The organism is Salinimicrobium maris, assembly GCF_049680855.1.
GTDB lineage: Bacteria > Bacteroidota > Bacteroidia > Flavobacteriales > Flavobacteriaceae > Salinimicrobium.
The window spans coordinates 177,483-191,686 of record NZ_JBMPGS010000003.1 but is presented as its reverse complement, the minus strand read 5'-3'; the positions used below and the strand labels follow the sequence as shown (position 1 = coordinate 191,686).

Sequence of the window (14,204 nt, the reverse complement as noted above, 5' to 3'; positions counted from 1 at the left end):
CTTTGGCATTCCTGGGTTTATCTATACTGACCCCAAATTTTATTAGCCGAAAATTCTGTGCTTTACTTCCGAATTACCTTCACCTTACCATCATTACTTAACTTTATAATGGCCGATGGTTTTGAGGTCTTCTTCGAGTGCTGCAAATTTACTACATAGTCCACACCCTTTAAAATTTCAGGGGAAATTTGAGCGAAAGATTCTGGAGTTTTTTCTCCACTAATGTTCGCTGATGTAGAAACTAGGGGCCTTTTTAGCTTTCGGATAAGTTTTGTGCAGAAATCATCTTTTGTGACGCGTATAGCAAGACTATCATCCTGGCCTACGAGATTGTCGGCCACACGAATGGGCCGGTCGTAGATAATCGTTGTTGGTTTTTCGGCATATTTGAGGATATCGTGGGCCACTTCAGGAACATTCTCAACATATTGGTTGAGCATTTTATAATCAGAAACCAGACATATCAATGCCTTTTCCTCGCTTCTTTTTTTTAACGCATAAACCTTATCTACAGCGGCGGCATTTGTTGCATCACAGCCAATCCCCCAAACCGTATCGGTAGGGTAGAGGATAGTTCCCCCTTTTTTGAGAATGTCAACAGCCTGTTCTATTTCTTCTTTCATTCTATAGGACTTTCTATTTCTAAATATTCAAATGCTTTTTGCGCGAATTTAAGGTTGATTTCCTTGCATTCCTCCAATACTCCGGAATAAGTTCTGGCTTTTTTTACATCTTCAATACATGTTTCAAATCTGGAAAAAATAGGTTGATATTTAAAATCAAAAAACTTGGAAGAATTTGGAATAACAACTACTTTTTTTTCCAGTAGTATAGCCCAATACATGGCGTGGTAGCTATCAGTTATTATAGTCTCAGAATTGCCAATAAATTCAATCAAACTCTCCAGGTTTGTAGTATTGGAAGTAGTAGGGAAGTCTTTGAATTTTGAAGTAATAGATTTGTTTTTCATAGTTTTCTTGTGAAATATCACACCAATCTCCTGAGAGGAATTATATACCTCATTGAAAACGGGATTCAGGCAACTTACACAGGGAACCCAAGTGTTTGAAGCTTTGTAATCCCGGGTTCCTACCAGTCCAAATCTATTTATATCTATAGTGTAATTAAGAATTTTTCCAAAGTCCTTGCGGTCTTTTGAATTATGACCTGCGCCCCAAATAACCATTTTCTTATTCTTATAAGAAAGGGATTCGAAAAGCTTCATTTGCTTTTGAAAGCTACCCCGATTAAGGATTCCTCCACCACCAATAATAAGAGCGTTGTGCGAGATGGTGTTGATCCAGTTTTCTGTTACTTTTTTGTCAGGAATTTTATAGTCAAAAATATCCAGTTTTTTATCATGGAGGGATTTGAAGTAAAGATGGGGCGCGCAGTAAAAATCACCTACGTTTTTTGAATCAATCCTGTGAATGTTCACTACATCATAGTTGCATTGTTTCTTTGTAGCGGCCTTTTTTAAGACAGTAGCTTTATTTACAGAACGGGAAGGGGAGGTGGCAATCCTTTTTAGAAATTTAAACATGCTCATGTCCTAAGGGAATTTATTATTTCACGATACTGCTCTAAAGTTTCCTTAGCCATGTTTTCTGAAGTATATTTAGGAATTAATATTTCATAACTTCTTTGTTTAAAGGAATCTGCCAGTTGTTTATCCTGAAGAATTCTTATAACATTTTTGGCAAGATTTTCGGCATCTTTGGACGCAGCCATCAACCCATTTTTTCCGTTAGTAATAATTTCGTTGACTCCTCCCACTTCTGTACTTACTACGGGAGTGCGATGATAAAAAGCTTCATATATTACCTGTGGCAATCCTTCACTTTGGGAAGTGAGAAGAAATACATCGAACTGTTTCATGAAATTTGAAGCCATGTTCATATACCCGAGAAAATGCACATGTTTCTCCAATTGAAGTTCCTTTATCCGTTCTTTAAGACTTGGAGTAAAACCTGTAAAGGAGCCTATTTGAATAAAGGTAATCCCCTTATGTTCTAATTTATTGACGATGATATCAATAGTGTCAATCCATGTATTCAAATCTTTAGGTTTTACATGGTTTCCTATGGTTCCTACAATTTTGTGCGCTTTGGGAATGCTGAACTTTTCTCTTAGCTGAAATGGAGTTTTGGTGTCTTTATTGTCAATCCTTGTACCGTGATAAATGGTCTTTAATTTTGATGTATCTTTGATGGAGGATGCTGAAATTTTCTTTACGGCATCAGAAACACATAAGATTTTTTTAATGTTAGGGTAATTGTACTTGTATAGCGTAATTTTCCTGTCTTTAATTGGGAACGAAGTTTTCTTACTAAAAATAAATGGAGGTAACTTTTTTATTTTATCAGCAATTACAGCGAGAGTTAGCGATGTAGAGCCGTGCAGATGAATAAGGTCAATTTTTTCCTTTTTACAGAGTCTTATTAATTTATAAACTGCTCGTGGATCTATCTTAAACTTAAGCGGTATAGTACAATAATTAAAATCACTATCCTTTAATCTTTCTTCAAACCGACCATTTGCTCCAATTACGATTAAATTTTTTACCTCGGGATTTGTTTTCGATAATTCATAGCAGAGATTTTCAATTTGATTTCCACCGCCTCCCCAATTCTTAACTGCAGAAAGGTGGAGCACGTTTAGAGATTCATTTTTATTTTTTTCTTGTTTTTGTCTGCTCATTTTCTGCTGATGTCATGGAATTCAAAGGGTTTTTTCAAAGGCAAATTTGAAGAATATTGTTGCTAGTAATGTATTCAAAATGGCCTTCAAAATTTCTTATGCAAAGGTAATTTTTTTGCAGCATATTTTCTCAGGTAGCCTAAGTTCCCATGGTTTATTGTAATTTTACGGTATGAAAGCAGTCTTTTCTGATGTTTACAATCAATCTGAAGAACAAATCAGGTATTATATAAAAAACTTTAAGGAGGATGGAGAAGTACTTGGAAGCCCAGCCCGAAATGTCATTAAAATTTTCAATTTAGAGGGGGAAAAGATCAATATCAAATCTTTTAAAATCCCGAACGCCGTTAATAAAATTGCTTATCGTCATTTTAGAAAGTCTAAAGCACAACGCTCCTTTGAATATGCACAACTTCTTATTTCCCTCGGTATAGGAACCCCAGCGCCCATTGCTTATTTTGAAGAGAAGTCAAAAATAGTATTTTTAAAAAGCTTTTATGTAAGCAGGCAGCAAGACTGTGATCTTACCTTTCGGGAACTTGTGAATGAACCAAATTTGCCCAATCATGAGAAGATCCTGAGGGCTTTCACAAGGTTTACACATGAGCTTCATGAGAAAAACATTGAGTTTTTGGACCATTCGCCGGGAAATACATTGATTCAGCTGAACGATGGGGACTACAAGTTCTTTCTGGTCGATTTGAACCGCATGAACTTTAAACCGCTCGATTTTGAAGCCCGAATGAAGAACTTTTCGCGGCTTACTCCCAAAAAGGAGATGGTAAAAGTAATGGCTTCTGAATATGCAAAGCTTATCAACAAACCTGAAGAAGAAGTCTTTCAAAAAATGTGGTTTTACACGAAGAATTTCCAGGAAAAGTTTAAGCGGAAGAAAAGACTGAAAAAGAAATTGAAATTCTGGAAAGCGAAGTAGTTTCGCTGCAGGTTCTAAAATATTCTATTCATTTTTCTCCGCATTTCAAGAATAGTTGTCTGTTTTCCCCAAACAAAGTGTTATTGTACATTCTGATTATGATCTCCCTTCCATGGATTTAAATGCAAAAATTCGTTTATATGTTCTTAAATTGAATATTTTCTCCTTAACCAGGTCCTGTGTTCATCCATCGAGTATAATTTCTTCTTCAAGAATATCTTATTTATTTTTCTTTTTGCAAGAAAATGGAACCATTCTACTAAAGGAATGAAATCTCGATGTCCAACACCATCAACTATTATTAATTCTATAGAGTTGTTTTTTAATATCTTACAGCAAATATTTGAACCGTTTAAATCACTGGCAAATATCTTATGCTCAATCATCTTTCTCTTTAACTTTTCCAATTCAGAAATAAATAATTCATCAGAGAAAGGAGAATCATCCATTTTTAAATAGTCATAAAGACTTAAAGAAATATTATTCGTTGTTTCATCTCTAATTAATTCATACATAGAAGCAACACCTAGGTTTGTGGGTTTCTCACCATAGTATTTTGCAATAAAAGGAATTTCAAATTTCTTTTGAATTTTTTTATAGTAAAAAATCTCTCTATTAACACGAGGATTTTTTTGATCTATATTTACTTTTAAACAAATTTTATCGTTATCAGGATGAACAAAACATTTTTGTAACTTTCCTTTTCCGATATAGTGTTTTTCTTCAATTTGAATCATTACAATATTAGATGTATAATTGACCTCATCAAAATTCTAAATCTCAAATTATTCGTTGTTCCACCTCTAATTTGACTTGATAATTTTCCCAGACTTTTTCCTGAATAACACTTATTAATTCCAGAATATCCTCTCCAGAAGCGTTGCCCTTATTAACAATAAACCCTGCATGTTTTTCAGAGACTTGTGCGCCACCCACTGATAAGCCTTTAAGACCCAGTTCTTCTATCATAGTTCCAACATAATATCCCTTAGGCCTCTTAAATACACTACCGGCGTTTGGAAAATCTTTTGGTTGTTTTGCCCATCGGCTTTCTTTGATCCTCTCCATGTCCTGTTGAATTTGAGTAGGATCTCCTTTTTTTAAATGCAACCATGCTTTAAGGATAATTTTATCTAAATTTTGCTGAAAAAAGCTATTGCGGTATTCGAACCCAATTTGTGCATTCAAAATTTCTTTTATCTGTAAATCTTCCAGATCTAAATAGCGCACTTTTACAAGTACATCCTTTATTTCAATACCACTGGCTCCTGCATTCATTACAACAGCCCCTCCTAAAGAACTGGGTATGTCATAAAACATTTCTAGGCCCATAAGAGAATTAGCTTGTGCCAGTTCGCTCAGGGATTTCATATCTAATCCAGCTTCCGCTTCAATGATTTTTTCATCAATAAAGTTGGATTTGGAAAAGGCCGGACCCAATAAAATGAAATCTTCTTCATAAAACGGTTTCGACAGAATTACATTAAAACCTCCTCCCAAGATAACTTTTTTTCTATCTGAATAATCCCTGTAAATTGTCACAAAATCTTCTTCGGTTTCAGGGAAAAATGCTCTTCTACATCGTGATGCTACTCTATAACTGTTATACAATTTGAGGTCCTGATCATTAGTGATTCTCATTGATTGTTCTTTGGATTAATCCTCAATATTTATTTCCACTCCTAATTTTTGCAATTTTTTTTGAAGATTATTGTAACCTCTAAGAGCCATTTCAACCTTCTTAATGGTAGATTCACCTTCGGCGAGTAAAGCTCCTAACACCAAGGCCATGCTTCCTCTTAAATCTGTAGAAATGACCGTTGAACTGCTTGGCACCATATCTTTGCTGCCTTTAGTAGTAATCTTACCTGTTTCCCAATCAATTTTGCCTGGGTACATTTTAATTAATTCCTCACAATATTTCAATCTTTTCGGGTACCTGTAATCAAATATTCTACTAATTCCATCTGCATGTAATCCTAAAAGGACATAAAATGGCTGCATATCAGATATAATACCAGGATGAGTTCCTGTGGCTAATTCGAACGGTTGTATAGCTCCGTTTAATAAACAATTGGGTGAAATATGTATATTCCTGCTATTTCTATAAAAATCAATTCCTGCTTCCTGGAGGTGCCGAAGTGGTATCTCCATAGTACTAAAAGGGACATCTTCTATAGTGATGTCTCCTTTAGACAAGGCTCCATACACAATCCAGGTAAGGGCTTCGATCCTATCGGGCATCACCTGAAATATGGAACCTTGCAAATAATCTTTTCCCGTAACCTCTACAAAGCTATTTCCAATCACTTTAATCTTTACTCCAAGAGTTCTCAGAAATTTAATAAGGTCTTCAACCTCTGGCGATATATAGGCATTTTTAATTATTGTGGTTCCTTCAGCTATTGAAGAACAAATCAATGCACTTTCAGTCCCACCGATTGTTGTGATAGGAAAATCAATTTCCCCTGCTTTTAAACCATCTTTGGCACTAACTTCAATGAAGTTTTGTTTTTCGACAACTTTTGCACCCAACCGTTCCCAAACCATTATATGAAGATCATACCCCCTATCACCAATCTTGCAACCTCCAGGGTAAGATATTTTTGCATTACCTGATTTTTTTAGCAAACCAGGTACTAATAGATAAGTAGTTCGGATTGGATAGTTGTAATCAGGCAGTAGCTTGTCTTCCAAAAGAGTAGAATCAACAAGAACAGTTTCTTCTTCTCTATTTACCTCTACCCGTCCACCACATGCTCTTATAAAATCGAACTTGTGGTTTGCATCCACAAGTTCAGTTGGAAAATTTTCAAGTCTTACCTCCTCATCCGCAATAAGGGATGCAGCTAATAGCCGGGTAGCGGAGTTCTTTGCACCACTCACCTTAACTTTTCCCTGGGGCACTTGTTTTCCTTTTATTATTGCAGTAAGATTTTCCATTTAAATTTTAAATTTTTAGAAATTAACCAATTACTAAAGCTGTTTTTAATTACTTAAACAGCTGAAAAAAATCAGTAGATATTAAAATGCTCGAGTTTTCCAGGTACAAAATTTTGTTTCTTATTTTATGATCAGAAACATCTTAACTTTTACTTAATCTATTTTCTATCCAGGATAATATGTAATCCAGAATTTGATCATTTGCCATATCCAAACTTTGAAATGTGATGAACAGTTTATTTTCGTCTTTTTTAAATTGCTTCAACTTTAACTTAGTCAACCATAAATTTTTGTAGGATCTGAAATATGTTAATTGTGAAGATTTCCGGTAATGAAAAGTGCCATTTTTTATTTCTAAATGCTCAGATAAGGAAGAAAGAAGAAATTGCTTCTTATTTCTAAACCTGTACTGTATGTTCTCTCTAAGTAAACTATTATTTTTAAAAAAGTTGGTTAAAGTGGACCTTCTCACACTCACCGGGGTGTGAAAACGTCTCACATAATTATCCATTCCAGCCAGTTTGGCGCTATTTTGTTGGCGCTCCTTAAAACTGATTTTGTCCTTTTTTATAGGAATGTTCAAAAAAGTCAACACTTGACGGTAGAATTTTCTTAATGTTCTATTTTCATTAAAATGTTGCCATTTACCTCTAATAATTGGTTCTCCATTAATAAAGAAATCATTTACCGATACTTCTTTCATGATAAAAAAATCATCATTTAAAATAATAAAGTGCTCAGATAAATTGGGTATTCTAAATAGCATAGAAATAATAGAGGAAGAGTTGAAGGTGGGTAAATATTCTTCATATCCATTAAAAATAACTCTATGATCAACCAGTTCTAAGTGAATACCTTTTTCTTGAGCTAATGACTTTAAGGAATCGAAGGATTCAGGGGATTGGTTATCGGTTACTAAGAAAATGTTTTTAATGAATGGAGCAAACTTAATTATTGACTTAATTGCAATATCAATTTCTCCAATTGAATTGTACCGTTTAAGATGATTTTCAGAAGAGAAATTTATTTTAGAATCGGAGTAAGAATTTATTTTTTCCTGCCAGTTTTTATCATCTCCATCCACCCAGGTTAAAACGGCATCAACTTGGATATTTTCTTGAGGTTCTGTCATTGTTATGAATTTAATCTAAATATTATGTTTTAGATCCCTTATATAAAAAAATCTCCGGTTTGTATCTCGAGCAAAACTTCTTTTAAAAAAAGTTTACTTACTACTGCTTTCTTTTCATCCTCAATATTAAATATGAGTGAGGACGCAGAATTTTGAAGAAAGTAGAACAAATTTTAAAATATCATGAATTTCTTTTAAACATCCTGTTTATTTTTCTCTTTCGCAGGAAGGAGAGACGACGATTTTCCGGTACACCGTGTTCTGCAATATATTGTTCCACCGCTTGAACCATTCTTTCGGCAGATTTGCCATCATGGTAAGGATGATAGCCTGAAATAATCTCTTTTCGTTCTTCCAGATAAGGATCTTTAGTTAAATTTCTTTCTACTGCCTCCTGCAGTTGGGAAGCATCTTTTATGTTGCTCCACAAGATGTTTTCGGAATTATTCCTGAAGGTGCTCACCGGCTTATCCAGTAACAGAAATTCATAAACTACAGACGAAGTGTCGCTTATTAGTAGATCAGCCATCAGCAGGAATTTCACAATATTCGGCTCCTCTTCAAAAATGATATTTGTATTGTGGGTTGCCAGTTTCCTGTACTGCTGAATCAATTCCGCGGACATTAAATCGTGAAATTTTATCAAGATGAGGTAATCTTTCTTCTTAGCCAACTTTTTAAGCTCCTTTAGCAAAAACGGGCCCGAGGTGAGGGAAGGAGAAAAAGTGGGGGCATAAAGTATCATTTTTGACGCCTGATGTTTTTCCAGTAATGCCCTTTTAGCAGCGTTGTATTGGTCTGTTTTCTTTCCGTAGATATCCAGTTTTGGCCAACCTGTTTCTATTACGTCAAAATCTTTATATTTCTGCTTTAGCTGAAGAAATTTTTCAGTAAAAAATGGGCCTTGTGTAAGGTAAAGATCAAAATAGTGTCGTATTTTAAAATGCCCTTTTTTCTCTCCTGCCAACCCGTGAAAGATTTGTACTTTAACACCACGCAAATAATGCGGCACCTCATTTCCGGGGCATAAAATGGCGTCGCTCTTAAAAATTGTCAGTTCTTCAATATCAAAAGTGTGCGGTTCTTGCAGATAAGGAAATTTGTCCGCCAGATTTGACGTCAAAAACCATATATATTGGTAATCTTTTTCTTTCAGGACCTGCATTATAGGTTCTAAAATGCCAAATGCATAAGCGTTTTGGCAGAACAAAGTAAACTTCATATTAAAACATTTTGTTGGCTGCCTCCAGGTCTTCTTTAAAATCTACTTCCATACAGCGATAGCGGGAAATGTCCAGCGGCTTTACCTTTAAATCGCTTTTATCTATAGCCATTTCAATCCCTCTTTCGAAGTAGTCATTGTCGTCGCAATTTTCCAGTTGATCAATGAAAAGCGAAATATCTTTTCTAGAAATAAAGTTAATTCCTACCGCTTCTCCCAACCCATTTTTGACCTCTTTTGAAAGCTGATCAATATACCCATTTTTGAGAGTGTATTTCACTTCTTCTTCAGCTACCCGAGAAGTGTTTACAGAAATAAAAGAATTGTTTTTGTTGATCTCCTCTTTGAGCTCAGTAAAAAGTTCGGCATCAAAAATAACATCTCCGTTAAGCCATAGCACATCCTCATCTCTATATTTTTTTAAAGCTTTTAACAAACTTTTCGCGGTGTTAGTAGCATCAAAAAATTGGTTGTAAATGTAGGAGAGATCTGGGAATCGTTCCATTATAAGATCTTTTTTAAAACCTACTACTACAGTAATATCATGTTCATTGAAATGTTGGGAAACATTCTGAATTTGCCGCTCCATGATACTTTGGCCGCCTTTTAACGGGGTTAAAGGTTTAGGAAAGGGATTGCCAAGTCGTGAACCAATGCCTGCTGCTAAAATAATGATCTTCATAAAGTTATTTTGTGCCGGTTTTCCCGGCGGCGGTTATTTCTTTTAAAAATTTGCTAAGAGAAGCTAAGATAAGGTCTGGTTCCAGCAGTTCATAAAATTCAGTACTTTTTTTTACTATCTCTTTTTTTGACAGGTTTTGGAGAATTTCTGGCCTATGATCTGCAAGGTGTACAGATGTGCTTACCGTCCCAACTTCATATGTGCTCCATGCCTCTTTCTTGATCCAGGGAGAAAAGATTGAAAAAGTGGGAATATTTAAAGCTTTTGCGATATTATTTCCGCCTCCTTCATTTCCAATAACGGCATCACATAGGGAAGAAATAGATATAAAATTTCGTAAGTTTTTTTCATAAACGTCATAAAAAATATGCTTTTGTACCTCTTCGGGACAGAGGATATATAGCTTTTTTGCTTCTCTTTCCTGGCTGGGCATATAATTGAATAGAAGCTGTGCATTTGGCATTTCTTCCACAATCCGATTGAGGATCTGGGTCATATACTTCAGTGGATAAGTTTTTTCAGGAGAACTTCCTAAAACATTTATCATGAAAAGAGGTTGATTTCTTGAAATACCGGCATTTTTTAACTGGCGTTCTGCTTCTGTTTTTTCACTTCTTGTGAGATATATCTTCGGTTTTAAAGCTAAGGGGAAATCTGGTGAAATGGCTTGTAATAAAAGCATACGATTCTCAATTGCTAATCCAGCATGGGTTTTCACTTTTGATGCTAACTCATATTTGTGAGTATATGCTCCCGAAGTATATTTTTTATAGTAGGAAATTCTTTGCTTAGCTCCTGAAAAGGCAGTGATCATCGCTGTGCTTATTTTAGCATAAACATCAATGACAATATCATACTTCTGCTTCTTTATTTTCTTTAACAAAGGTAACATTCCGGCAGGTTTCCCATGAATTGAGGGATCGAATAAAATGATCCTGTCTATGAAAGGATTGTGCTCTACAACGGGTAACGTATGGGTATTGATAAGATAGTGAAGTTCAAATGCCGGATACTTCTCTTTTAAAGCCTCAAACAAAATGGAGGAGGTGAGTACATCCCCAATCATTTTTTGCTGTATAATAAGTACCTTCAAAAGAGGGAGAATTAAAAATTAAAAATTGGCTGTTCAAAGATATCCTGTATAAATACGATGATCATCACTGTTTTTGAACAGCCAAAGAAATTAAACAGCTACATTGTATTCTCTTAATGCATCGTTTAATGAAGTCTTTTTATTGGTGCTTTCTTTTCGTGTACCAATGATCAAAGCACAAGGCACTTGGTATTCTCCTGCAGGGAATTTTTTTGTATAACTTCCCGGAATGACTACAGATCTCGCAGGAACCAATCCTTTCATTTCAACAGGCTCTTCCCCTGTGACATCAATGATCTTTGTTGAAGCTGTCAAAACAACATTTGCACCTAGCACTGCTTCCTTTTCTACCTTTACACCTTCTACAACGATGCTACGGGATCCCAAAAAGGCATTGTCTTCAATGATTACAGGAGCTGCCTGAAGCGGTTCTAACACGCCACCAATTCCAACACCACCGCTTAAATGCACATTTTTCCCAATTTGCGCGCAACTTCCAACCGTGGCCCAGGTATCCACCATGGTTCCTTCATCTACATACGCACCAATGTTTACATAACTAGGCATCATGATCACTCCGCTGGAAATATAAGCTCCATGTCTCGCAACGGCATTTGGCACTACGCGGATTCCTTTTTCTTTATAGCCTCTTTTTAAAGGCATTTTATCGTGGTATTCAAAAATTCCGGCTTCCAGGGTTTCCATTTTCTGAATAGGAAAATAAAGTACTACGGCCTTTTTCACCCATTCGTTTACTTGCCAGCCTTCAGAAGTTGGCTCTGCAACCCTTAATTTTCCTGCGTCGAGTTGAGAAATAACTTCCCTAATGGCGTTGGTGGTTTCTTGGTCATTTAATAATTCCCTGTTGTCCCAAGCCTTATTTATAATAGATTCTAAATTTGTCATTTATTCGCTTTTTTGCAAATATAATAGCTTCGGGACAATTATTGGACACATCCTAAATTTAACCTTACCTTTGCGAAAAAAATAATGGCAAGGATTTTGGCAATAGATTACGGGGTCAAGCGCACCGGTATAGCAGTGACAGATGAGCTGCAAATCATAGCTTCGGGACTTACAACTGTTGCCACTTCTGAACTTCTGCCTTTTCTGAAAAAATACTTTTCAGATGAAAATGTGGAATTGGTGCTGCTGGGGGAGCCTAAACAAATGAACAATATGGCTTCCCAAAGCGAAGAAGGTATTCAGAAGTTTCTTAAGAAATTTAGGGAGCAGTTCCCGGAGAAGGAATTGAAGAGAGTGGATGAACGTTTCACCTCAAAAATGGCAGTTCAAACAATGATTGACAGCGGACTTAAAAAGAAGAAGCGGCAAAACAAAGCATTGGTAGATGAGATTAGTGCAACCATTATATTGCAATCATACCTATATAAGTTATAAGCAAAGAATAGAATATACCTTGATTCCGAAAAGAACAGGAACAACATATTGAACGTTAAAATTTTAAAATGGTTTTACCTATAGTAGCATACGGCGATCCCGTATTACGTAAAAAAGCAAAGGAAATAACAAAAGATTACCCCAAGTTACAGGAGTTGATCGAAAATATGAAGGAGACGATGCACCAGGCATATGGGGTAGGGCTTGCAGCACCACAGGTGGGGCTGCCAATCAGGATTTTTGTGATTGACACTGCGCCTTTCGCTGAAGATGAAGAACTGGAGGAAGAGGAGCAAAACCAACTTCGCAGTCTTCAAAAAGTGTTTATCAATGCCCGAATTCTGGAGGAAGAAGGTGACGAATGGGCTTTTAATGAAGGTTGCCTTAGTATTCCCGATGTGAGGGAAGATGTCTTCAGGAAACCAGAAATCACCATTGAATACTACGATGAAAATTTTGAAAAGCATACAGAAAAATTTTCAGGGTTGGCGGCACGCGTGATTCAGCATGAATATGATCATATTGAGGGTGTTCTCTTTACAGACAAGCTTTCCAGCCTTAAAAAGCGCCTCATAAATAGTAAACTCCGTAACATTTCAAAGGGAAAAATTACAGTAGACTATAGAATGCGTTTTCCCGAAATGAAAAAAGGGCGTTAATAAGTTTTGAATTTTAGGGTATACATGAGATATTTGCCACCCACAATTTAAAAGAATATGGAATTAGATAAAGTGTTGTCAATTTCGGGAAAACCCGGATTATATGAGTTAAAAGCCCAAACCCGCGGTGGTTTTATTGCTGAATCCATGATGGACGGAAAGAAAATTTCTGTCAACATGCGCCACAATGTAAGCCTGTTAAGTGAGATCGCCGTCTATACTTATACAGAAGAAGTACCGCTACGGGAAATCTTTCAAAAGATAAAGGAAAAGGAAGATGGAGGAGAGGCCATAAGTCATAAGGAATCTAAAGCAAAACTAGAAGAATATTTCAGTGAGATTCTTCCAGATTATGATGTAGATCGTGTCTACATCAGCGATATTAAAAAGATCATTCAGTGGTATAATCTTTTGATTAATAAAGGAATTACTGAATTTGGAGACAGCAAGAAATCTGAAAAAACTTCCGACGAAGAAGAATAGGCTTCAGAAATGACATTTTAAAGGCTGATTCTAAAGAACAGTTTCGTGAAAGCACAAGGCGAAATTGTTATCTTTAGGATCAGCTTTTTATTTGCTCAGGTTCCAAAAAGAGCATTTTAATCACCTTTTTAAAAAATAACTTATGAATTCCCGAAAAGATCAACTCAAAGCTTTTGACCGTTTGCTCACCATTATGGATGAACTGCGGGAGCAGTGTCCCTGGGACAGGAAACAGTCAATGGAGTCACTTCGGCATTTAACTATTGAAGAAACTTACGAACTGGGTGATGCGATCCTGGAAAATGATCTTGAAGAGGTGAGAAAAGAGCTGGGAGATCTTTTGCTGCATATTGTTTTTTATGCAAAAATAGGGAGCGAAACTAGTGATTTTGACATTGCAGATGTGGCCAACGGAATCTGCGATAAATTGATTAGTCGGCATCCGCACATCTACAGCGATACAAAAGTTGAAAATGAAGAAGATGTGAAGAAGAACTGGGAAAATCTTAAGCTAAAGGAAGGCAAAAAGAGTGTTTTAGAAGGTGTTCCTGCGTCCTTGCCCGCTTTGGTTAAAGCCAGCCGCATCCAGGAAAAGGTTTCGGGAGTGGGATTTGACTGGGAACAACCGCGACAGGTGTTTGAAAAACTTAAAGAGGAACTGGAAGAATTTCAGGACGAGATAGATGCCGTCAACCCAGATGAAATGGAAGCTGAATTTGGGGATGTTTTGTTTTCTATGATCAACTATGCCCGCTTCCTAAATATCAATCCTGAAAATGCGCTTGAAAGGACTAATAAAAAATTTATTACACGCTTTCAGTATTTGGAAGAAAAAGCAAAAGAACATAACAAAGATCTTCGTGATATGACCCTGGCCGAGATGGATGTTTACTGGGAAGAGGCCAAATTGCTTTAGTGAAGTAATTGCATTAAAAATTAAAGGCCGTTCGTGATA

16 protein-coding genes are annotated in these 14,204 nt (G+C 36.1%); 5 read left to right on the top strand and 11 right to left on the bottom strand.

What is annotated here, in order from left to right; all coding sequences use genetic code 11:
- Positions 1-62 precede the first annotated feature (62 nt).
- The 3 genes from ACOV1Q_RS11300 to ACOV1Q_RS11290 are packed head-to-tail and all read right to left on the bottom strand — an operon-like array spanning position 63 to position 2,700.
- The gene (locus ACOV1Q_RS11300) at positions 63-623 is read right to left on the bottom strand and encodes an L-threonylcarbamoyladenylate synthase (RefSeq protein WP_424494504.1); all 561 of its coding nucleotides are present in this window, start codon (positions 621-623) and stop codon (positions 63-65) included.
- Complete coding sequence (locus ACOV1Q_RS11295; RefSeq protein ID WP_424494503.1) at positions 620-1,549, bottom strand: polysaccharide pyruvyl transferase family protein; 930 nt, start codon at positions 1,547-1,549, stop codon at positions 620-622. The genes ACOV1Q_RS11300 and ACOV1Q_RS11295 overlap by 4 nt, the downstream gene beginning before the upstream one ends.
- Positions 1,546-2,700: a glycosyltransferase family 4 protein gene (locus ACOV1Q_RS11290; protein ID WP_424494502.1), complete on the bottom strand. Its 1,155-nt coding sequence runs from the start codon at positions 2,698-2,700 to the stop codon at positions 1,546-1,548. Before ACOV1Q_RS11290 ends, ACOV1Q_RS11295 begins: the two co-directional genes overlap by 4 nt.
- A gap of 172 nt (positions 2,701-2,872) precedes the next feature.
- Between ACOV1Q_RS11290 and ACOV1Q_RS11285 the strand changes: the two genes are divergently transcribed.
- Positions 2,873-3,634: a lipopolysaccharide kinase InaA family protein gene (locus tag ACOV1Q_RS11285; RefSeq protein ID WP_424494501.1), complete on the top strand. Its 762-nt coding sequence runs from the start codon at positions 2,873-2,875 to the stop codon at positions 3,632-3,634.
- A 146-nt stretch (positions 3,635-3,780) separates the two neighbouring features.
- On the opposite strand, the gene ACOV1Q_RS11280 is transcribed toward ACOV1Q_RS11285, so the two are convergent.
- The 8 genes from ACOV1Q_RS11280 to ACOV1Q_RS11245 form a co-directional block, all read right to left on the bottom strand.
- Positions 3,781-4,371, bottom strand: a complete 591-nt coding sequence (locus ACOV1Q_RS11280; RefSeq protein ID WP_424494500.1) for a YrbL family protein — start codon at positions 4,369-4,371, stop codon at positions 3,781-3,783.
- A gap of 43 nt (positions 4,372-4,414) precedes the next feature.
- The gene (gene murB / locus ACOV1Q_RS11275; protein WP_424494499.1) at positions 4,415-5,275 is read right to left on the bottom strand and encodes a UDP-N-acetylmuramate dehydrogenase; all 861 of its coding nucleotides are present in this window, start codon (positions 5,273-5,275) and stop codon (positions 4,415-4,417) included.
- Positions 5,276-5,290: 15 nt separating this feature from the next.
- On the bottom strand, positions 5,291-6,577 hold the full coding sequence (locus ACOV1Q_RS11270; protein ID WP_424494498.1) for a UDP-N-acetylglucosamine 1-carboxyvinyltransferase: 1,287 nt from the start codon (positions 6,575-6,577) through the stop codon (positions 5,291-5,293).
- Between the two features lie 142 nt (positions 6,578-6,719).
- On the bottom strand, positions 6,720-7,709 hold the full coding sequence (locus ACOV1Q_RS11265; protein ID WP_424494497.1) for a Stealth CR1 domain-containing protein: 990 nt from the start codon (positions 7,707-7,709) through the stop codon (positions 6,720-6,722).
- Positions 7,710-7,890: 181 nt separating this feature from the next.
- Positions 7,891-8,931 (bottom strand): CDP-glycerol glycerophosphotransferase family protein, encoded by a 1,041-nt coding sequence (locus ACOV1Q_RS11260; protein WP_424494496.1) that lies wholly within the window; start codon positions 8,929-8,931, stop codon positions 7,891-7,893.
- Between the two features lies 1 nt (position 8,932).
- Entirely contained in the window at positions 8,933-9,613 is a 681-nt protein-coding gene (locus ACOV1Q_RS11255) for a phosphocholine cytidylyltransferase family protein (RefSeq protein ID WP_424494495.1), read from the bottom strand.
- A 4-nt stretch (positions 9,614-9,617) separates the two neighbouring features.
- Complete coding sequence (locus ACOV1Q_RS11250; RefSeq protein ID WP_424494494.1) at positions 9,618-10,706, bottom strand: glycosyltransferase family 9 protein; 1,089 nt, start codon at positions 10,704-10,706, stop codon at positions 9,618-9,620.
- A 90-nt stretch (positions 10,707-10,796) separates the two neighbouring features.
- A complete protein-coding gene (locus ACOV1Q_RS11245) occupies positions 10,797-11,612 on the bottom strand; it encodes a 2,3,4,5-tetrahydropyridine-2,6-dicarboxylate N-succinyltransferase (protein WP_424494493.1) in 816 nt (271 codons plus the stop codon).
- 84 nt (positions 11,613-11,696) lie between these two features.
- Between ACOV1Q_RS11245 and ruvX the strand changes: the two genes are divergently transcribed.
- From ruvX to mazG, 4 genes are all read left to right on the top strand, one after another.
- Entirely contained in the window at positions 11,697-12,107 is a 411-nt protein-coding gene (gene ruvX, locus ACOV1Q_RS11240) for a Holliday junction resolvase RuvX (protein WP_424494492.1), read from the top strand.
- Between the two features lie 68 nt (positions 12,108-12,175).
- Entirely contained in the window at positions 12,176-12,766 is a 591-nt protein-coding gene (def, locus tag ACOV1Q_RS11235; protein WP_424494491.1) for a peptide deformylase, read from the top strand.
- A 57-nt stretch (positions 12,767-12,823) separates the two neighbouring features.
- Positions 12,824-13,249 carry a DUF5606 family protein gene (locus ACOV1Q_RS11230; protein WP_424494490.1) on the top strand — a complete coding sequence of 142 codons (426 nt, stop codon included), beginning with the start codon at positions 12,824-12,826 and terminating at the stop codon, positions 13,247-13,249.
- Positions 13,250-13,391: 142 nt separating this feature from the next.
- On the top strand, positions 13,392-14,165 hold the full coding sequence (gene mazG / locus ACOV1Q_RS11225; protein ID WP_424494489.1) for a nucleoside triphosphate pyrophosphohydrolase: 774 nt from the start codon (positions 13,392-13,394) through the stop codon (positions 14,163-14,165).
- Positions 14,166-14,204: the final 39 nt, after the last annotated feature.

What these genes read in the sequence shown, in the direction of transcription:
- ACOV1Q_RS11300 (WP_424494504.1), bottom strand. Translation starts at nt 623, where the DNA reads ATGAAAGAAGAAATAGAACAGGCTGTTGACATTCTCAAAAAAGGGGGA.
- ACOV1Q_RS11295 (WP_424494503.1), bottom strand. Translation starts at nt 1,549, where the DNA reads ATGAGCATGTTTAAATTTCTAAAAAGGATTGCCACCTCCCCTTCCCGT.
- ACOV1Q_RS11290 (WP_424494502.1), bottom strand. Translation starts at nt 2,700, where the DNA reads ATGAGCAGACAAAAACAAGAAAAAAATAAAAATGAATCTCTAAACGTG.
- ACOV1Q_RS11285 (WP_424494501.1), top strand. Translation starts at nt 2,873, where the DNA reads ATGAAAGCAGTCTTTTCTGATGTTTACAATCAATCTGAAGAACAAATC.
- ACOV1Q_RS11280 (WP_424494500.1), bottom strand. Translation starts at nt 4,371, where the DNA reads ATGATTCAAATTGAAGAAAAACACTATATCGGAAAAGGAAAGTTACAA.
- murB (WP_424494499.1), bottom strand. Translation starts at nt 5,275, where the DNA reads ATGAGAATCACTAATGATCAGGACCTCAAATTGTATAACAGTTATAGA.
- ACOV1Q_RS11270 (WP_424494498.1), bottom strand. Translation starts at nt 6,577, where the DNA reads ATGGAAAATCTTACTGCAATAATAAAAGGAAAACAAGTGCCCCAGGGA.
- ACOV1Q_RS11265 (WP_424494497.1), bottom strand. Translation starts at nt 7,709, where the DNA reads ATGACAGAACCTCAAGAAAATATCCAAGTTGATGCCGTTTTAACCTGG.
- ACOV1Q_RS11260 (WP_424494496.1), bottom strand. Translation starts at nt 8,931, where the DNA reads ATGAAGTTTACTTTGTTCTGCCAAAACGCTTATGCATTTGGCATTTTA.
- ACOV1Q_RS11255 (WP_424494495.1), bottom strand. Translation starts at nt 9,613, where the DNA reads ATGAAGATCATTATTTTAGCAGCAGGCATTGGTTCACGACTTGGCAAT.
- ACOV1Q_RS11245 (WP_424494493.1), bottom strand. Translation starts at nt 11,612, where the DNA reads ATGACAAATTTAGAATCTATTATAAATAAGGCTTGGGACAACAGGGAA.
- ruvX (WP_424494492.1), top strand. Translation starts at nt 11,697, where the DNA reads ATGGCAAGGATTTTGGCAATAGATTACGGGGTCAAGCGCACCGGTATA.
- def (WP_424494491.1), top strand. Translation starts at nt 12,176, where the DNA reads ATGGTTTTACCTATAGTAGCATACGGCGATCCCGTATTACGTAAAAAA.
- ACOV1Q_RS11230 (WP_424494490.1), top strand. Translation starts at nt 12,824, where the DNA reads ATGGAATTAGATAAAGTGTTGTCAATTTCGGGAAAACCCGGATTATAT.
- mazG (WP_424494489.1), top strand. Translation starts at nt 13,392, where the DNA reads ATGAATTCCCGAAAAGATCAACTCAAAGCTTTTGACCGTTTGCTCACC.